This is a genomic window from Natronorubrum sediminis, assembly GCF_900108095.1.
In the GTDB taxonomy this organism is placed as follows: domain Archaea; phylum Halobacteriota; class Halobacteria; order Halobacteriales; family Natrialbaceae; genus Natronorubrum; species Natronorubrum sediminis.
Window position 1 is genome coordinate 594,294 of the sequence record NZ_FNWL01000002.1, and the last position, 17,402, is coordinate 611,695.

The 17,402-nt window shown below is 62.1% G+C and carries 15 protein-coding genes; 5 read left to right on the top strand and 10 right to left on the bottom strand.

Features of this window, described 5'->3' with window-relative positions:
* Window positions 1–10: 10 nt before the first annotated feature.
* The 3 genes from BLW62_RS10210 to BLW62_RS10220 form a co-directional block, all read right to left on the bottom strand.
* Window positions 11–913 carry a universal stress protein gene (locus tag BLW62_RS10210; RefSeq protein WP_090506947.1) on the bottom strand — a complete coding sequence of 301 codons (903 nt, stop codon included), beginning with the start codon at window positions 911–913 and terminating at the stop codon, window positions 11–13.
* Window positions 914–999: 86 nt separating this feature from the next.
* Window positions 1,000–2,250, bottom strand: a complete 1,251-nt coding sequence (locus BLW62_RS10215) for a glycosyltransferase (protein WP_090506948.1) — start codon at window positions 2,248–2,250, stop codon at window positions 1,000–1,002.
* 703 nt (window positions 2,251–2,953) lie between these two features.
* Entirely contained in the window at window positions 2,954–3,721 is a 768-nt protein-coding gene (locus BLW62_RS10220; protein ID WP_090506949.1) for an SDR family oxidoreductase, read from the bottom strand.
* A 547-nt stretch (window positions 3,722–4,268) separates the two neighbouring features.
* On the opposite strand from BLW62_RS10220, the gene BLW62_RS10225 reads away from it, so the two are divergent.
* A complete protein-coding gene (locus BLW62_RS10225) occupies window positions 4,269–5,258 on the top strand; it encodes an asparaginase (protein ID WP_090506950.1) in 990 nt (329 codons plus the stop codon).
* Window positions 5,259–5,282: 24 nt separating this feature from the next.
* Here the strand turns inward: BLW62_RS10225 and BLW62_RS10230 are convergent, their stop codons facing one another.
* The gene (locus BLW62_RS10230; RefSeq protein ID WP_245726709.1) at window positions 5,283–6,743 is read right to left on the bottom strand and encodes a hypothetical protein; all 1,461 of its coding nucleotides are present in this window, start codon (window positions 6,741–6,743) and stop codon (window positions 5,283–5,285) included.
* Window positions 6,744–7,000: 257 nt separating this feature from the next.
* On the opposite strand from BLW62_RS10230, the gene BLW62_RS10235 reads away from it, so the two are divergent.
* Window positions 7,001–7,762 carry a sugar phosphate isomerase/epimerase family protein gene (locus BLW62_RS10235; protein WP_090506951.1) on the top strand — a complete coding sequence of 254 codons (762 nt, stop codon included), beginning with the start codon at window positions 7,001–7,003 and terminating at the stop codon, window positions 7,760–7,762.
* A 45-nt stretch (window positions 7,763–7,807) separates the two neighbouring features.
* Here the strand turns inward: BLW62_RS10235 and BLW62_RS10240 are convergent, their stop codons facing one another.
* Window positions 7,808–8,236, bottom strand: coding sequence for a universal stress protein (locus tag BLW62_RS10240; protein ID WP_090506952.1), 429 nt, complete (start codon window positions 8,234–8,236; stop codon window positions 7,808–7,810).
* A gap of 118 nt (window positions 8,237–8,354) precedes the next feature.
* Window positions 8,355–8,777 (bottom strand): universal stress protein, encoded by a 423-nt coding sequence (locus BLW62_RS10245; protein WP_090506953.1) that lies wholly within the window; start codon window positions 8,775–8,777, stop codon window positions 8,355–8,357.
* 261 nt (window positions 8,778–9,038) lie between these two features.
* Here BLW62_RS10245 and ppc point away from each other — a divergent pair, with 261 nt between their 5' ends.
* A complete protein-coding gene (gene ppc / locus BLW62_RS10250) occupies window positions 9,039–11,756 on the top strand; it encodes a phosphoenolpyruvate carboxylase (RefSeq protein ID WP_090506954.1) in 2,718 nt (905 codons plus the stop codon).
* A gap of 23 nt (window positions 11,757–11,779) precedes the next feature.
* Here ppc and BLW62_RS10255 read toward each other — a convergent pair whose 3' ends face one another.
* Window positions 11,780–12,316 carry a DUF7097 family protein gene (locus BLW62_RS10255; RefSeq protein ID WP_090506955.1) on the bottom strand — a complete coding sequence of 179 codons (537 nt, stop codon included), beginning with the start codon at window positions 12,314–12,316 and terminating at the stop codon, window positions 11,780–11,782.
* 123 nt (window positions 12,317–12,439) lie between these two features.
* Here BLW62_RS10255 and BLW62_RS10260 point away from each other — a divergent pair, with 123 nt between their 5' ends.
* The gene (locus tag BLW62_RS10260; protein WP_245726710.1) at window positions 12,440–12,901 is read left to right on the top strand and encodes a DUF192 domain-containing protein; all 462 of its coding nucleotides are present in this window, start codon (window positions 12,440–12,442) and stop codon (window positions 12,899–12,901) included.
* Window positions 12,902–13,000: 99 nt separating this feature from the next.
* On the opposite strand, the gene hpt is transcribed toward BLW62_RS10260, so the two are convergent.
* Window positions 13,001–13,561 carry a hypoxanthine/guanine phosphoribosyltransferase gene (gene hpt / locus BLW62_RS10265; protein ID WP_090506957.1) on the bottom strand — a complete coding sequence of 187 codons (561 nt, stop codon included), beginning with the start codon at window positions 13,559–13,561 and terminating at the stop codon, window positions 13,001–13,003.
* Between the two features lie 231 nt (window positions 13,562–13,792).
* Between hpt and BLW62_RS10270 the strand changes: the two genes are divergently transcribed.
* Window positions 13,793–15,319, top strand: a complete 1,527-nt coding sequence (locus BLW62_RS10270; protein ID WP_090506958.1) for a (R)-citramalate synthase — start codon at window positions 13,793–13,795, stop codon at window positions 15,317–15,319.
* 133 nt (window positions 15,320–15,452) lie between these two features.
* Here BLW62_RS10270 and BLW62_RS10275 read toward each other — a convergent pair whose 3' ends face one another.
* Window positions 15,453–15,650, bottom strand: coding sequence for a hypothetical protein (locus BLW62_RS10275; RefSeq protein ID WP_090506959.1), 198 nt, complete (start codon window positions 15,648–15,650; stop codon window positions 15,453–15,455).
* Between the two features lie 106 nt (window positions 15,651–15,756).
* Window positions 15,757–17,376 (bottom strand): 4Fe-4S ferredoxin N-terminal domain-containing protein, encoded by a 1,620-nt coding sequence (locus BLW62_RS10280; RefSeq protein ID WP_090506960.1) that lies wholly within the window; start codon window positions 17,374–17,376, stop codon window positions 15,757–15,759.
* Window positions 17,377–17,402: the final 26 nt, after the last annotated feature.

Genomic DNA, 17,402 nt, shown 5'->3' on the forward strand with positions numbered 1-17,402 from the left:
GCGACTGTCCTCACGGTGACTTGGCACTAACCGGGACACAGAACACCGGAACGTCGGCCTGTCGAACGACATTTTCGGTGACGCTCCCGAGAAACCACTGCCCAATTCCGGTACGACCGTGCGTTCCCATGACGATCATGTCGACGTCGCGCTCGGTCGCAGACGTAAGGATGACGTCCGCCGGCGAGCCGGTCGTGATCGCTCCGGTGATGCTGACGCCGGCTTCGGTGGCTTGCGTTCGAACGCCGTCGATAGCATCCTCTCCGCTTTGTTCGAGGGCCTCGAGCAGTTCGTCCGGTGCGTTCCGTTTGGAGAGACGACTGGTATCGACGGAGTACACGGTGTGGATCATCGACTCGAGTCGACCCGCGAGTCCGATCCCCCAGTCGGCCGCGACGGCGGCTCCGTCACTGCCGTCTGTCGGGAGGAGGAACTCGTCGAAGGCGATATCATCTACTTCGGTCGTGTCCGTGGTCGGCGGAACGGCGAGGACGGGCGTGCGCGCCGTCCGAAGGACGTTCTCCGTGACGCTGCCGAGGAGAACCCTGTCTAGTCCATCCCGACCTTTTGTTCCCATGGCGATGACGTCGATTTCACGTCGCGTGGCGTACTCCCGTATCGATTGGAACGGCGTCCCGCGCTTGACGGTCGTCGTCACCTCGAGTTCCGAGTCGTGGGATCGTACCATGTCCGCAATGGTCTCCACTGCATCTTCTGCGTCGTCTTCGAACGATGCGTACATCGACTCCGCCGCGTCGGTGATGCCCTCCCAATCGCTGTGAACGGCGACAACCGAGAGCACGTGCACGTCCGCCCCGGTCCGTGACGCGAGCGCAATCGCGTGTTTCGCTCCCGCGAGGGCACCCTCACTATCGTCCGTCGGTATCAGTATCGAATCGATAAGCCGGTTCATAGCTGTCCTTCGTGACTTCACCGCTGTAGCGGATAATTGTAGGGGGGCACAGAACATCGGTGGTAGTCGAGGCCTCGTCCGCGTGGTCACTGGCCGTGGTCCAGTTCGTCGGCGAGTACGTCGAGCAACTCCACGAGTTGTCGGGGCAACAGGAACTGCTTGCGAACGTGTTCGCGGGCGTTCTCGCCGAACTTCGCTCGGCGACCATCGTCCTCGAGCAGGTCGACGACGCGCTCGCCGGCACCTATTGCGTCGTCAGGATCGACCAGATAGCCGGTCTCCCCGTCGACGATTTGTAACGGGATGCCGCCCACGTTGGATCCCACGACCGGCGTCCGTTTCCAGAGCGCTTCCGAGACGACCAGACCGAACCCTTCACGCAGCGACTTCTGGACGACGACGTCCGACTCGCGTTGGAGGACGTTCACGCCAGTGTCCGGCAGATCGGTCAGCACGTGGACGTTCGGGTCGGCGGTCGCCTCCTCGGCGACCTGTTCGTACAACTCCAGCCCCTCCGGATCGTCGCCGGCCATCCCACCGACCAGTGCTAACTGGAGGTCAGACACGTCCTCGCTGGCCCGACGGTACGCCTCGAGCGTGCCGAATTGGTCCTTCCACGGATCGAACCGGGAGATCTGCGTGACGAGCGGGTCCTCGAACGAGAGGGGGTCCAACCGGTCGGACACGTCTGCGACCGCCTCCGCGTCGAGCGACCGGTTTTTCTCCGTTACCGGATCGATCGACGGGTAGATGATGCTCGTTTCCGGAACCGCAGTCTCACCGACGTAGCTGGATCGACTGAAAATAGCGTGGTCGACCCGCGCCGTATACTCGGAGACGAACGCGAGATACTCCGGGGCTGGGTCGGTGAGATCGATGTGACAGCGCCAGACAATCGCGGCCTCCGGCATCGTCTCTTCGAAGTGCTCGAGCATACCCAGCGGTTGCGGATCGTGGATCACCACGAGATCGTACGCGTCTTCGTCCTCGAGTTCGATCGCATTTTCCTCGTTGACGGCCCGATAGATCGCTTTCATTGCCTCGGTCAGCGGGAGGCTGTTTCCTTGGAGCGCATTGTGCATCGCCTTGGTCACCTCGAAGAAGTCGTCGTCGGCGTCCATGACGAGCCAGTCGGTGTCGATCTCGAGATCGTTGCACAACGGAACGATCGATCGAAGCAGTTCAGCGACGCCGCCGCCAGTCGCGGTCGAGTTGATGTGCAGGATGCGATCGTCGGCCAGCGTATCGGCGAGCGATCCAAGCCGCTCGAGACGATCAGGACCCGTCACGTCGGTGTACGCGTCGATCGTTCGGTCCGGAAGTGATGGCGCGTGCATCGTCCTAGCCATCGTACAACGACCGGCGGTATCAGTTGCGGGGGGAACGGACGCCTGGTGGACGTATTCGATTAGAAGCATACACAAACATGTCGGGGGTAGAATATGTATCAGAACGTCGCACTACTAGACTAAACACGTTTGATTGAGCACTTCGACTGGCGGTCAATTGTCGAGTGCTGGTTCTGGTGAATCGCAAGACAGCGCCGACCCGATCCGTCAGAACTAGAGAGATGAAGCGGGAAACGGCGGATGGTTCTTGTCCAAGACCTCCCGCGTCACTGAGAAAGTGGTGACGGTGGCTAAACGAATAAGGGTCCGATTCACATCAGTCGATGTCGAGTTCGTACGTCATCTGCGACACGGACCCGGGACCCAGAACTACTCGCCCCTGATCGTCCCGCCGCTTCGGTCCGAATTCGTCGGTGAGAACGGAGTGTGTCGTAGAAAATATCCTCGTTCCCTTCGAGCGTGGCAAGCCTGTCTGGAGACTACATCACGGGGTGCGTTTCGGCACCTGACACGGCGACCCACCCGTTCTCTGCGACAAAGATCCGTTCGTACTCCTCGGGTTCCTGTTCGTCTCCGAAGTGTGTCGTCGCCATAGCGGTTACACATCTAAACGGGATACTAGCTACTCGAGATTTCGATCCCCTCGAACGAGACTTCTTTCTTTAAAACGGTGAGTCCACGTTTTCTACAGTCACCCGGTGTGTGTGTACCCGCCGTCGACGACGAGCGACTCGCCATTGACGTAGCTCGCGAGGTCGCTCGCGAGAAAGAGGGCGGCCCCCGCGATATCGTCGGGCTCGCCGATCCGTCGGGTCGGGATCGCCTGGACGAACTCGCCGAGCGCCTCCGGTCCCATTTGGGCGTCTTCCATCATCGACGTTTCGACACCGCCCGGATGGATCACATTCACGTGAATTCCCTCCGGGCCGAGACGGTGTGCCAGCGCGTACGTCAACAGCCGAAGTGCACCCTTGGAGACGCAGTAGGTGACGTAACCTCCGTTTCCGACGAGACCGGCGGTACTCGAGACGTTGATGATACGCCCGCCGTCGTTCTCGATCATTCGCTCGGCCGCGAGCTGCGAGCCGAAGAACGTCCCCTTCACGTTCACATCCATCAGAGTCTCGTAGTCGTCGGGTGTCACCTCGAGGTACTCCTCCGGTCGGAAGATGCCGGCGTTGTTGACGAGCACGTCGACGCCACCAAATCGATCAGCTTCGTCGATCATCGCCTCGAGATCGTCGAGGCTCGAGACGTCGCAGTCGACGTACGTCGCCGATGCGTCGGTATCGCGCTCTATCAGTTCGTGGGTCGGCGATCCGCCTTCTCGCGGTTCTTCGCGCACATCGGCGACGACGACATCAGCGCCGTGTTCGGCGAACGTCCGCGCGATCGACCGTCCGATTCCGCTCGATGCGCCGGTCACGATGGCCGTCTTCTCCGAGAGCAGGCTCGTCATGTGCTTCCATCTCCCACGTCAAGGTACTTGCTTCTAAAGGGAACAGCGCATAGAGTTGCTCCTCGAGTGAAACGTCAGGTAACTTACTGACACGAGCAATTCGTATCAAATCTTGTACTTCACGATGCTACTGGTTCCGCACTCGGTACACGACTCTTCGTCCGATGAAAAGCAGGTGCCACACCGCCGACATTCGAATATAATTGTTGTTGTTGTCGATGTGAGCCCAACCATTCGCTTCAAAACTCGTATCATAGTTCGTACAAAGTGGGAGTATAGTGGAGTTCGTGGGTTCAGTGGGCAGTGATCGTTCTCAGTTGCACTCGAGAGTAACCGTCAGTCCCACATATACCTCTGCCAACCAAAGCGAAAGTAAACAGCTACGAAACGATCACTGCTCACTCCGAATCCGACTACAGCACACAAAGGTTGTTTCAGAAGCGATACGGAAGACACTCTCGAGGAAAGAGCGACGTTTCGTACTGCACTCATCAGTGGACCGAAGAGGGGGTAATAAGTCAAGTATATTCAGTCAGAACACCAGACCATGACACAAGTTCGCGTGTTAAGCACTGGCGGGACGATTGCGTCGACGAGTGGGCCCGACGGGGCGACGCCGTCGAAAGACGGTGGCGACCTGATCGGAGCCGTACCTGAACTCGAAGGGGTCGCGGATATTGACGTCGAGTCGGTCTCCGACGAACTCAGCTTTCACCTCTCGGTGTCGGATGTCGCCTCGCTCGTCAAATCGGTCGAAGCGGCGGCGACAGACGGTGTCGACGGCGTCGTCGTGACGCACGGAACGGATACGATGGAGGAGTCGGCGTACTACCTCGATTTGGTCACCGACGCGCAGATACCGATCGTCTTCACCGGCGCCCAGCGGCCGGCAGACCATCCGAGTGCGGATGGGTTCGCGAACCTCCTGCAAGCGGTCCGTGTTGCAGCAGACGAGCGCTTTCGAGAGGGGGCCTATATCGCGTTCGCCGATCTCGTCCACGCGGCCAGATGGGTGACGAAGGCTCGAGCGGGTCGTCCGGACGCCTACGCCTCGCCGGCGGGCGGTCCCGTCGCAGAAATTTCGGCCGATGGGATCGGGCTCCGGCGAGAACCCGGGAGCGAGTCGGTGTCACTTCCCAGTACCGACATGACGGCTCGAGTCGACGTAATTCCCAGCGGATTGGGCGTCGACAGCCGGCAACTCGAGCGAGCCGTCGCTAACGATGTCGACGGACTCGTTTTGGCAGGGAGTGGAATCGGGAACACGACACCCGAAATCGGCAATGCTGTCGCCGACGCCGTCGATGCCGGGATTCCGGTCGTCGTTTCGACGCGGTGTCACGACGGGGCCGTGGCAGCTCGATACGGGGGACCTGGTGGCAGCCGGACGCTTCGAGAACACGGAACGATCCCGGCGGGAGAGCTGCCTCCATGGAAGGCTCGAATCAAACTCGGGTTGGCATTATCGGCCTATGACGACCCAGAAGACGTTCGAAGCGCGTTCGAGCGCCAGCGCGGAGTTTCGACGACCGAGTGACGGAGACGAAATCGCTTGCTGTGGTCACGACGTGACGACGACCATTTCGGTCGCCGAATCTGCACCGGTGTCGACTTCGATCGGAAACGACTCGCTTTCGCCCGCGGGATCTCCCGCCTCGAACGGGAGTCGAAGTGTCGCTTCTTCCTCGGGCTCGAGCGTCAGCAGTTCGCTGTCCTCGACGACGGGATCGTGGCCGACGACGAGTTCGACGTCGGTCGTCCCGGTTTCGTCACCGACGTTACGAACAGTCGCTTCGGTTTCGATGGTCTCTCCAGCACTGACTGGTGCGTTCGTCGACAGCTCCTGTACGTCGAACGTCGCTGGTGTGGGTTCAGCGTCTTCCACGACGATCTGAAACTCGGATTCGTCGTCGGCCGTTTCGATCACCCCTGGGAACTCTTCGCTCTCCCCAGCGGGGTCGCCCGCCTCGAACGTCAGCGTGAGCGTCGCCGCGTCTCCGGAATCGAGTTCGACGGACTCACTGTCGGCCAGTTCTGGATCGTGGCCGACGACGAGGTCGACGTCGGTCGTCCCAGTCGAGTCACCCGTATTCTGGATGGTCGCCTCGACTTCAAGCGTTTCACCACTCGAGATGGGGGAGTTAGTGTCGACCGTCTCGATCCCGAATTCCGACTCGGGCGTGGGAAAGCCGAACTCCCAAACTTCTGATTCGACCATGCCGCCAGATTCGTTGAGCACCCAGGCAACCACGCCCTCCGGAACCAACTCGTCCGCGTCCGGGGAGATACTCGCGGTGTCTTCGCGTCCGCTGACCGACGTGACGTCGTAGACGACGTCGGCCGCACGCACCCACCAGACGACCTGATCTAAATTCCCGTCCGAATCGGAGACGGAGACCTCGAACTCGATCGTCTCGTACTCGTCGAGATCCCCTAACTCGTCTTGGGGTGGGCTACTATCGGTGATACTCGGCGAGCCGACACCGTCTGAATCCAGGCTGACGTCCCACGACGTCGTGTACACGTCGCCGTCGTCGTCGACCTCCGCACCGATCTCACCCTCCGATTCGACGGTGTGCAGCCAAATATCTGCACCCTGGTGGTCGATGTACGCGCTCTCCCACGGCCCCATCGAAATATCCTCCCGTTCACCGTCGAGCAACCACTCCGTCGTTTGTCCGAGCCCCGCCTCCGCACTCACCTCGAACATGATCTGGGTCCCCGGCTGAACGGTGAGGTCACGGTCTGGCGGCCTGAGACGCTCGAGCGATCCGGCAGAACTTCCCGCGTCGTCTCCGTCCGTTCCCGACGTGTCGCCTCGTTCGTCCGTTTCTTCCGTCTCGTTCGCACGTCCGCTCCAGGGTGGCCACCACTCACCTAACAGCGGCGACAGAATCGGTGTCACACCGATGCCGAACAGTACAGTTCTTCGGCTGTCGGAAACACGTTCTGCCGAATCTGAGCCGTCATCCCCATCACTCGAGGCGCTTCCCCCATCGTCTCGGCCTGTTAACCCACTCATAGTGTACGTGCCAGAAATGTGGTAAAATAGTTCACACAATGGAATCTGATAGTAACACATCACATTCTATTGCGATTTCGAGCACGTAGCATTTCACGCGCGAGGAACCCGTTCGGTGGAAAAATGGTTGTCGAAACAGTGAACGTTGGTGGGTATGAACCGGCGACATCTCCGCCACGTTTTCAAGAGTTCCCGCTGGTGCGTTCCTTGCAGCCGATGGTCCGTCGGTATAAGCGGGTGGCCGTCGTCGTCTCCGTATGGACGTTGGACTCACCGTCGGCGACTCGCTGGATCGACTCGAGGCGACGCTCGATGGGTTCGACCTGGCGGAGCTATCGATCGGCGAGTCGGCTGGCACCGACGACTTCGATACGACTCGCCTCGAGGAGGCACTGACAACAGCCAATGCCGACCTGTGCGTCCACCTTCCGTACGATCAGGTCGTCGTCACGCCGGTTCCGGAACTCAACGACGCGATTAGTGCGTACCTGAGTCGGCTCCTCGCGTGGGCCGGTTCCGTCGGCGCACAGAAGGCGGTGATACACGCGACAGCCAGAAACCCACACGACACGTCACTGCGTCCGCTGTTCACCTCCCAGCTTACCGAAATCGGTGCCGCAGCGGATGAGGCTGGGATCGAGTTAGTCCTCGAGAACGTCGGTCACCAGCGCCGGGGCTATCCCCTGTCGGTGGTCGGCAAACTGGCTCGCGAGGCGGACACCGCGGTCTGCTTCGACGTGGGTCACGCGTACATGGAAGACGGACACGACGGAATCGAGCGATTCCTCTCGAGCTACGGCGACCTCGTCTCACACGTGCACGTCCACGACGTCCGGTCGCGTGGCGATACCCACCTGCCGATCGGAGCTGGTGAAATCGACTACGACCTCGTTGGGTCACACCTCAGGGACTTCGACGGAACCGTCGCCGTCGAGGTATTCACGGACGACGAGGTGTTGCTTCGGGACAGTGCACGGCGAGCGAGCGCCGCCCTCGGAGCGACTGGTGCCGACAGCTGACCTGGGCTGTGGGCTCGTCGTGTAAGTGCCGGTCAGGGCGTTTGCCTACCGGACGACGACGACCGGAACGTCGGCGCGCCTGACGACGAGTTCGGCCGTGCTCCCGAGTCGAACGTCGACGGCGTCGTTGCGACCGCGATTCCCGACGACGATCCCGTCGATTCCGGCGTCTGCGGCGTACGCGACGATCGTCGGTGCCGGCGTGCCGACCGCGGTGTCGGTTTCGATCCGGGTGTCACCCGTCTCGAGACCCTCGAGCGCGGCCTCGAAGAGTTCGTGTGCGTCCTCGCGGTGTTCCTCGAGCCACGCTTCGGACAAGGGTGCCAACGCGTCGGTCGCATCCGGGGTTACGGCGAACGGGTCGATCGCGTGGAAGAGAACGAGTTCCGCGTCGGGATACGTCTCGAGTGCGTACTCGAAGGCGTCCTGTGCGTGCGTCGAGCCGTCGTGTGCGACGAGAATCGATTGTCCCATCGGTCGTCGTACATCACTCGTGGTCGTAAAACTACCACGGGAGACTCGACGCGTGTGAGAACTTCACTGAAACTCGAGATGGACGAGCGCCTCACCGAAACTCGAGACGTGTGAGGTCTTATCGGACGACGAGAACCGGCGTCGGTGCCCGGCGGACAACCGATTCCGCGACACTGCCGAGTAGAATGCGGGAGACCCCCTGTCGGCCGTGACTTCCGATGACGATGGTGTCGTACCCCTCTGTCGCCCGTTCGACGATCACCGTTCCCGGGCGTCCCGTCTCGATTTCGGTCGTGAGTTCGTGTCCGGACTCCTCGGCTCGGTCGACCGCCTCGTCCAAGATGGTCTGTCCGCGCTCGGTCGCCTCGTCGGCGGCAGGGATTCGATCCTCCGGATTTTCGAAGGCCTCCCAGTACCCCTCCGGGACTGGCACGACGTACAGGACAGTCACGTCGACGTCGTCGAACGTCTCGAACGTGTACTCGAGGGCTTTCTTCGCCGGCCCCGAGCCGTCGTATGGAACGAGTATTTGTTCAGTCATTACCCTTGTATTGGTGCTCTGGACGCATAATACAACGTCTGGGACTGAGCAGGTGTTTATATCGGCTCGACGGCCGACAACTCGCTTCGAGTCACCCCTTCGCGGACACGTTGTGGCGACGACAGGAGACGCTCTCCGAGAGCCCGTACCGACGGAATCGTTCCGTCACGACAGCGCCAGTAACTATCACAGAAAAGCATGAATATAGCAGATAGATCCCCTATACGGGGGTTTTTTGGATGCGAGTCGTACGGGTACGGTATGGGACTACACAACAGAGAGCTCCGTCAGGACGTGCGAGAACTCGGCGCGTTGTTGGGGGACGTCCTCGAGCAACAGACCTCGAGACGCTCGTTCGAGACGGTCGAGTCGTGTCGACGAGCCGCGATCGAGTACCGGAGCGGTGATCTCGAGTCCCGAGAGCCACTCATCTCCGAGCTTCACGGACTCTCGCCACAACAACAGCGAATCGTCGCGCGTGGCTTTACGACCTACTTCGAACTGATCAATCTCGCCGAGGAGCGCGAACGAGTACGGACGATTCGGAGTGCGTCCGACGACGGGGCCCTCGAGCACAGTCTCGAAACCGCGGCCGAGGAGTTGGCCGAAGCCGACACAGAGACTGCAAAACAGGTGCTCGACGACGTCCTGATCGAACCGACGTTTACGGCCCATCCGACGGAGGCCCGCCGAAAAACGGTCAAATCGAAGCTGCGGACGATTTCGACGCACCTCGAGACCGTAGACGAGTGCTCGCTCACGACGAAAGAAGACGCCCAGCACTGGCGCGATGTCGACGCCGAAGTGACGAGCCTCTGGCAGACGCCACAGGTTCGCAATCGACAGCCCGAACCCGCAGACGAAGCCCGAAACGTCCAGTGGTACCTCGAGAACACGCTCTTCGACGTCGTCGGGGAAGTGTACGACGAACTCGCGGACGCCCTCGACGACGAACTCGAGGGGACGATCGACGTGCCGAAACTGTTCGAGTTCCGCTCGTGGGCGGGAAGCGACCGGGACGGAAACCCCTACGTCACCCCCGACGTGACCGCGGATACCCTCGAGCGTCAGCGTTCGGTCATTCTGGAGAAGTACCGCGAGCAACTCAAGCGTCTCTCCGGCGTCCTCAGTCAAGACGGCAGTCGGATCGACGTCGGCGCGGCGTTCGAAGCCTCGCTCGAAGCGGATCGTGAGCGACTGCCCGGCAGCGCACAAACTGCGGAGACGCGCTACCCCGGCGAACCCTACCGACAGAAGCTCAAACTGATGCGTGAGCGTCTCGAGCGCGTCGGTGACGTTCGCCCGGACGGCTACACAGATGCCAAAGAACTTCAGACGGATCTCGAGGTCATCGCTCAGAGCCTTCGGGACAACAACGGTGAAACGGTCGCCGAAGCACACGTCGACCCCATCCGCAGGCAGGTCGCCACGTTCGGCTTCTCCCTCGCGAGTCTGGATCTGCGCGAACACCAGCAAACCCACACCGACGCGATCGCAGCGGCACTCGAGAGCGAGGGAATCGACTATCACCGGCTGTCCGAAGACGAGCGCGTCGAGTTACTGACCGACGCAGTTCTCCAGGACGACCCCATTGTCGACCTCTCAGACACCGAGGGGCTCTCGGAGGAATCGGCCCGCGTGCTCCGCCTGTTCGACGAACTCGGCGACTGGCAGACGGAGTACGGCGTCCACGCCATCGACACCTACTGCATCTCGATGACCGAGGAGCCGAGTCACGTCCTCGAGGTGCTCTTCCTCGCCGATCAAGCGGGCGTCGTCTCCGTGCCCGAACACTGTGGCATCGACGTCGTGCCGCTGCTCGAGACCGAGTACGCCCTTTCGGGGGCCCGCCGGATTATGGGAACGCTCTTCGAGAACGAGGCCTATGCGCAGGCCCTCGAGGCTCGCGGCCAAACGCAGGAGATCATGCTCGGGTACTCCGACTCGAACAAGGAAAACGGATTTTTAGCGGCGAACTGGTCGCTGTACAAGAACCAGCGCCGACTCGGCGAGATTTGCGACGATTACGACGTGACGATGCGACTGTTCCACGGTCGCGGCGGCTCGATCTCTCGCGGCGGCGGGCCGATGAACGAAGCCCTGCTCGCGCTGCCGAACTCGACCGTCACGGGCCAGGTCAAGTTCACCGAACAGGGCGAAGCCATCGCAGAGAAGTACGGTAATCCACGCATTGCCGAGCGAAACATCGAACAGATGCTGAACGCCCAGCTTCGAGCGCGGTTGTACGCGATGGACCAACCCGAGGCCGACATTCCCGAGGAGTGGCTCGAGGCGATGGAGACGATGGCAGACGCCGCCCGTCGAGAGTACCGCGACCTCCTCGAGAGCGAGGGCTTCGTCCGCTACTTCGAGCAGGCGACGCCGATCACGGTCATCGAGAACCTCGATCTCGGTTCGCGTCCCGCCTCCCGTTCGGGCGAGCGAACCGTCGAGGACCTCAGAGCGATTCCGTGGGTGTTCTCCTGGACCCAATCGCGGTGTATCATCCCCGGCTGGTACGCCCTCGCGACCGGCATCGACGCCTACCTCGAGGGAGAAACCGAGGCCGAAGACGGACGCGACGGCGGTTCGTTGGACACGCTCCAGGAGATGTACGAGGAGTGGCCGTTCTTCCGGACGACGCTCGACAACGCCGCGCTCTCGCTCTCGCGAACCGAACTCGAGATCGCACACCTGTACGCCGACCTCGCGGACGACGACCTCGAGGGGCGGTTCTTCCCCCGGATCAGCGACGAGTACGAGCGAGCGATGGCCCTAATCACCGACATCGGCCAGCGCGAAAGCCTCCACACTCGCGATTGGCTCGGCGAGAGTCTGGCGCGACGAAATCCCTACGTCGATCCGCTGAACCTGTTACAGGTCCACTTGCTCGACCGAAACCATCGAACTGACATCGAAGAGCGAACACTCCGATTGACGGTGAAGGGGATCGCGGCGGGAATGAAGAACACGGGCTGACCGTCTCGGTTCGGGTTCGAGCGCTAACTTTTCTCGGTGTCTTCGCCGTACCGTTCGGCGGCCGATTCGAATCCCAACTCGTCGTACTCGCGGCCGCGGCGCTCCTCGAGTGCGGCAATCGCGTCGGTGTCGGGGGAGGCGTCGTCGGTGATCCGCGCCCACGAGTTGTGGACTTTCGCGTGACACCATCGACAGAGGAAGATCGTGATCTCGTGAGAGAGTGTCTCGCCGTCGCGGCTATAGGATAAGTGGTGTTCCTCGAGCAGCGGTCGCTCGTCGTCGTGGGCCATGCGTTTTTCCTCGAGTCCACAGCGGACGCACTCCCGGTCGTGGTTTCGCGACCGAAAGTGGGGACAACTGCCCCACGTTTCGTCGGTTTCGGGGTCGACGACGGGGCAGGCATAGTCCTCGCTCGCACGCTCGCGGGCGAATTCGGGGTCGTGCTCGTAGTGGTCGAAGGCGTAGCGACACGTCCCCTCGCCGGTGAGGTAGTCACAAACGCCGGCGAACTCGTAGGGGTCGTCGACGCCGACCGACGTTCCCCGTGGCGTTTTCTCCATTCGCGCTCGTCGTTCGTTCGGGTGGCGAGCAGTTGAATCTCACGGCCCTAGCCCACCCCGATGCGATGTGGGAGGAGTCCTCGAGCGAGAAGACTTTTGCAATCGGCTTGCCGACTCGAGGACGTGCGGTTGGTTCACTACCCGGTAGAAGGGGAGAGAGACGACACAGCCGATGGAAGCGACAGGGCAGATGGAGACGACACAGCCGATGGAGACGATACCGACCCAGCCACGTCGGAGCGCGCTCACCACGTCGTTGCGACGACCGTCGACGTAGCCGACACCGTTGTGAGCCAGACCCGTGGATTGATGTTTCGCCGGTCGATCCCCGACGACTACGCACTCGCGTTCCGATTCGACACGACCAGAACGCGGGATATCCACATGCTGTTCGTCTGCTTCCCCATCGACGCCATCTGGGTTGCCGACGGGAACGTTCAGCGCGTCGAACGGATGCGCCCGTGGCGGAGTTTCGCTCGAGCGCGCTGTGACTTGCTCCTCGAGCTTCCGGCCGGTTCCGCCGACGATATCGTAGCTGGAGATCGGCTGGTGCTCGAGACGACTGCATCCGACAGCGATCGCTGACTCGACTCGACCGTGTTGACCGACTCGACCCGACCCGACCGTGCTGACCGACTCGACCCGACCCGACCGTGCTGACCGACTCGATTTGCAACCGCCCCGTCACTCGACGATTTCGACCGCCCCATCCCGCACTCGGATGTCGAGCAGGCTGGTAACCTCACGAGAGAGGTCCTCGTGTGGAACGTCGACGCGCCGGAGGACAACGACCACGTCCGCGATTTCGGCTTCGGCAGCCTCGAGCGCCTCACAGACCGCCTCGATCGTCCCGCCCGAGGAGAGCACATCGTCGACGAGGACGACACGGTCGCCCGGGTCGACGCCGTTGAGAAAGAGGTCGCTCTCGCCGTAACTGGTCTCCTGGTGGACGGCGACCTCGTCCGGAAAGCCGTACGAACGCTTGCGGACGACAGCGAGGGGAAGCTCACTCGCGAGCGAGAGTGCCGTTCCGTGGTGAATGCCCATCGCTTCGGGCGCGACGAGCGTGTCGACGTCGGTGAGATCGACCCGCTGGCGAATCCCGTCGGCGATCGCTCGCAACACCGTCGGCTCGATCGGTGGAACGCCATCGCTGACGCCGTGAACGAAGTACTCGTAGCCGTCGCGGTCGACGACCGGGGCCTCGCGAACCGATCGGGCCAGCGGCTCCAGAATTGGATCCATACTCGAGAGACGATACAGCGCGCGAGTGCAAGGTTGTTCGGGTGATTCGAGCACTGTGAACGTGTTCGTGGTGCCCGCGTGTGATCCACACTCGAGCGGGACCGGCGGATTTAAGAGCGGATACTGCGATAGCATCGCATACCATGTCCGAGGATAGAGGAAGTCGGGGCAACCCGGCTGGGCGTGAAATTCTCCGATGAACAGCTTCCAACTACCGATTCACTCCTACCTGTGACTCACTCCGCTGCAGATACGATTTCCCCAGACCGTACAGTCCGCCTGCTCGATACGACACTTCGCGACGGCGAGCAAGCGCCGGGCGTCTCGCTCTCGCCCGACGAAAAAGTCGACATCGCTCGCGGCCTCGAGCGTGCCGGCGTCTCCGTCATCGAAGCCGGAAGCGCCTGTACCGGTGCGGGTGAGCGACAGGCGATCTCTCGCGTAACCGACCTCGATCTCGATGCGCGCGTCACCAGCTTCTGTCGCGGCATCGAAGCCGACATCGACCTCGCACTCGAGTGTGACGTCGACGGCGTCCACCTTGTCGTCCCCGCGAGCGATCGTCACGTCGAAGGCAAGGTCGGCACCTCTCGCGAGGACAACCTCGCGACGACCGCCGAACTCGTCGGCTACGCCGCCGATCACGACCTCTGGGTCGAAGTCATCGGCGAGGACGGCTCTCGAGCCGACCTCGAGTACCTCGAGGAACTCATGGCGACCTCGCTCGAGGCCGGAGCCGACCGTGTCTGTTTTGCGGACACCGTCGGCCACACCGGTCCCGAACGCACCGCCGAGGCAGTCTCGCGACTCGCCGAACTCGGCCCCGTCAGTGCTCACACGCACGACGATCTCGGGTTAGGCGTCGCGAACGCGCTCTCGGCCGTCTCCGCCGGTGCCGACCTCGTCCACTGTACGGTAAACGGCCTCGGCGAACGCGCCGGAAACGTCTCACTCGAGGAGGTCGCGATCGCCCTCTCGCACGTCTACGACGTCGAGACGCTCGAACTCGAGGAACTGTACGACGTCGCCCAGAACGTCTCGCGAGCGACGGGCGTCCAGCTCCCGCCGAACAAAGCCGTCATCGGCGAGAACGCGTTCACCCACGAGAGCGGCATCCACACCGACGGGACGCTCAAAGACGACAAGATGTACGAGCCCTATGCACCCGAGACGGTCGGGCGGGAACGACGCCTCGCACTCGGTAAACACACCGGGCGTGCAGGCGTCAAGGCCACGCTCGAGGAACACGGCGTCGAGGCCGACGACGATTCGATCGCCGAAATCGCGACGCGCGTCACGGAACTGGGCGACCGCGGCCGTCGGGTCACGGACGCCGACTTGCTCGCCATCGCCGAAGACGTGACCGGCGACGACCGCGAACGCGTCGTCGAACTCCTGGATCTCTCGGCGACCAGTGGCGGCGCGGTTCCGACCGCGAGCATTCGACTCGCCGTCGACGGCGAAGAACGCGTCGCCAGCGGTACCGGCTCCGGTCCGGTCGATGCCGCCGTCTCCGCCGTCCGCGAAGCGCTCGGTTCGATGGCCGACGCGGAACTCGAGTCCTACCACGTCAACGCCGTGACGGGCGGCACGGACGCCGTCGTCACCGTCGAAGTGACGATGGTCCGCAACGATCGGTCGGTCACAGTCGCCCGCAGCGAGGCCGACATCACCCGCGCCAGCGTCGAGGCGATGGTTGACTCACTCGACCGACTGCTCGCCGCTGACACCAAACCACTCACACCGGCCGACGACTGACACTCGAGGGCGGTGTACGATTCGCTGCGAGTGGAATTTCCCCGATTCGATTTCAGGTTCGATTCTGAAGACCGAAACTGTGCTACTATCTACTGTTTCGGTTCCCGACTTCGAGCACGCGCTCGCTACCCGACTACTCGAAGTACTCTCGATCGTGGATATCCCACGGGTCGAAGAGGTACACGACGGCGAGAAAGAGTGCCATGACCACGACGAACAGGCGTGCGCCTTCTCCGAGTGTCGATGGAAGACCGGGCTCGAGTGTCGTTGCCATCACCGCTGCGACGCCGATCCACAGACTGCCGACGATTAGCCGCTGACGAACGCTCATACGTCGCCTTTCGAGTGAGGCGTACTAAAGCCGACGAGTCTCCACGGACTGATGAATTTCCACGGCCCGATGAGTCGTTCCAGACCGGCGGCGTTCTCGTTCCGCCTCAGATAGACGGGCCGTCGACACCGACGGTTCCCTCGTCGAGAACGTCTTTTCGATCGTCGGTCTGCCCGATATCGTCGTACGCGACTGGCCCCTCGACCTGCTCTGCGTTCGGTCCTGGTTCGTTACCGAGATAGACGATGTTCGGGTCCGTGCCGATGTTATCGAGGAGTTTGAACGTCGACGGCGAATCGCCCGTGTAGGCCTCGAGTCGATCCTGCGCCATCGCGTCGCTCGGTCCGTCGAACTCGTCGTCTTCATCGGGTTCGTCCGCCAGTTCGAGTTCGACGAGCAGGTCTTCGTCCTCGGTATCGAGGCCCTGGTCGTCGAGGATCTCGACCAATTCTATCGCGTCTGCTTCCTGTTCGGCCAAGGTACTGTCCGCTTCGACTTCGGGGTGGCCGTCTTCGCCGAGAACGTCGATCGCGAGCGCGAGTCCGATCAGTTCTTCGTCGAGTTCCTCGACGGCGTCGGTGACGGCCTCGAGTTGGTCGTCTTCGTCCGCTATGTCCTCGTCCTCGAGTTGTTCTTCGACCTCGTCGGGAGACGGCAGGTCGCCGGAGATCCGTGCCAGCGTGCGACTCTTCGCCGTGTTTTCGATGTATCGCTGTGGGTCGCTGCTCGGGTCGTTCATGTTTCCGAACTGGATGACTTCCGGCGGGCAGGCCTCCTCACAGGCGGTCGACCCGATCATGTCCTCGTCTTTCGAGCCGTCCTGTCGAGTCGGACAGAACGTACACTTCTCCATGACGCCTCTGGGGCCGCGACTGTCGACTGGCCGGTCTCGGCCGTCGTAGATGTGGTCCTCGTCCAGTTCGCCCTCGCCCACGTCCGGGTCTTCCCACTGGAAGTAGTTGACGCCGTAGGGACAGGCGACCTGACAGTACCGACAGCCGATACAGACGTCGTAGTCCGTCAGCACGAGGCCGTCTTCGTCACGGGTGTGTCTGGCCGTCGTCGGACAGACCTTCTCACAGGGGGCGTCGGTACAGTGTTGACACGGGCGAATCAACGCGTTGTTCGCCTCTCCCGGCGTATCGTCCTCGAAGTAGAGGACGTACATCCAGTTCGCGCCCTGCTCCCAGTTGTGTTCCTCGGCACAGGCGGTGACACACGCAAGACAGCCGTCGCAGTGCTCGAGGTCCAGTGCCATCCCCCACTGGACGCCCTCCTCGTCCGACTCGTCCGGTTCGTCGGCTTCTTGCTCGTCGTCCTGTGTAAACGCCAATTCCGCGTTTCCGTCGCTGTTCGAGGCGCCCCACGCGCTCATTCCGACCGCACCAGCACCGCCCATCTTCTTCAGGACGCCGCGACGTGACTCCTCGCCGACGCCGACCTGAGCGAGAGCGCGGTCGACGTGGCCCTCCGCCGACGACGCTGTGCCGTCGGCTATCGGCCGGTTGTCTTCGCCGAACTCCTCGAGGACGTCCTCGTGATACCGTTCGTAAAACGCCTCTTCGGAGAGCGTTCCCTCCGTGACGCGCATGGCGTCTTCCGCCATCTCCATCCCCAACGCCGCGTCGTACTCAGTCTCCTCGAGTGCCTCCTCGAGGCTGGTTTGCCACGACTCGCCGAGGGGGTGAAACGGCTCGTCGTCCGAGCGCTCCTCGTCCGAACTCATCGTGGCTCCTCACCCCAGGGAATAAC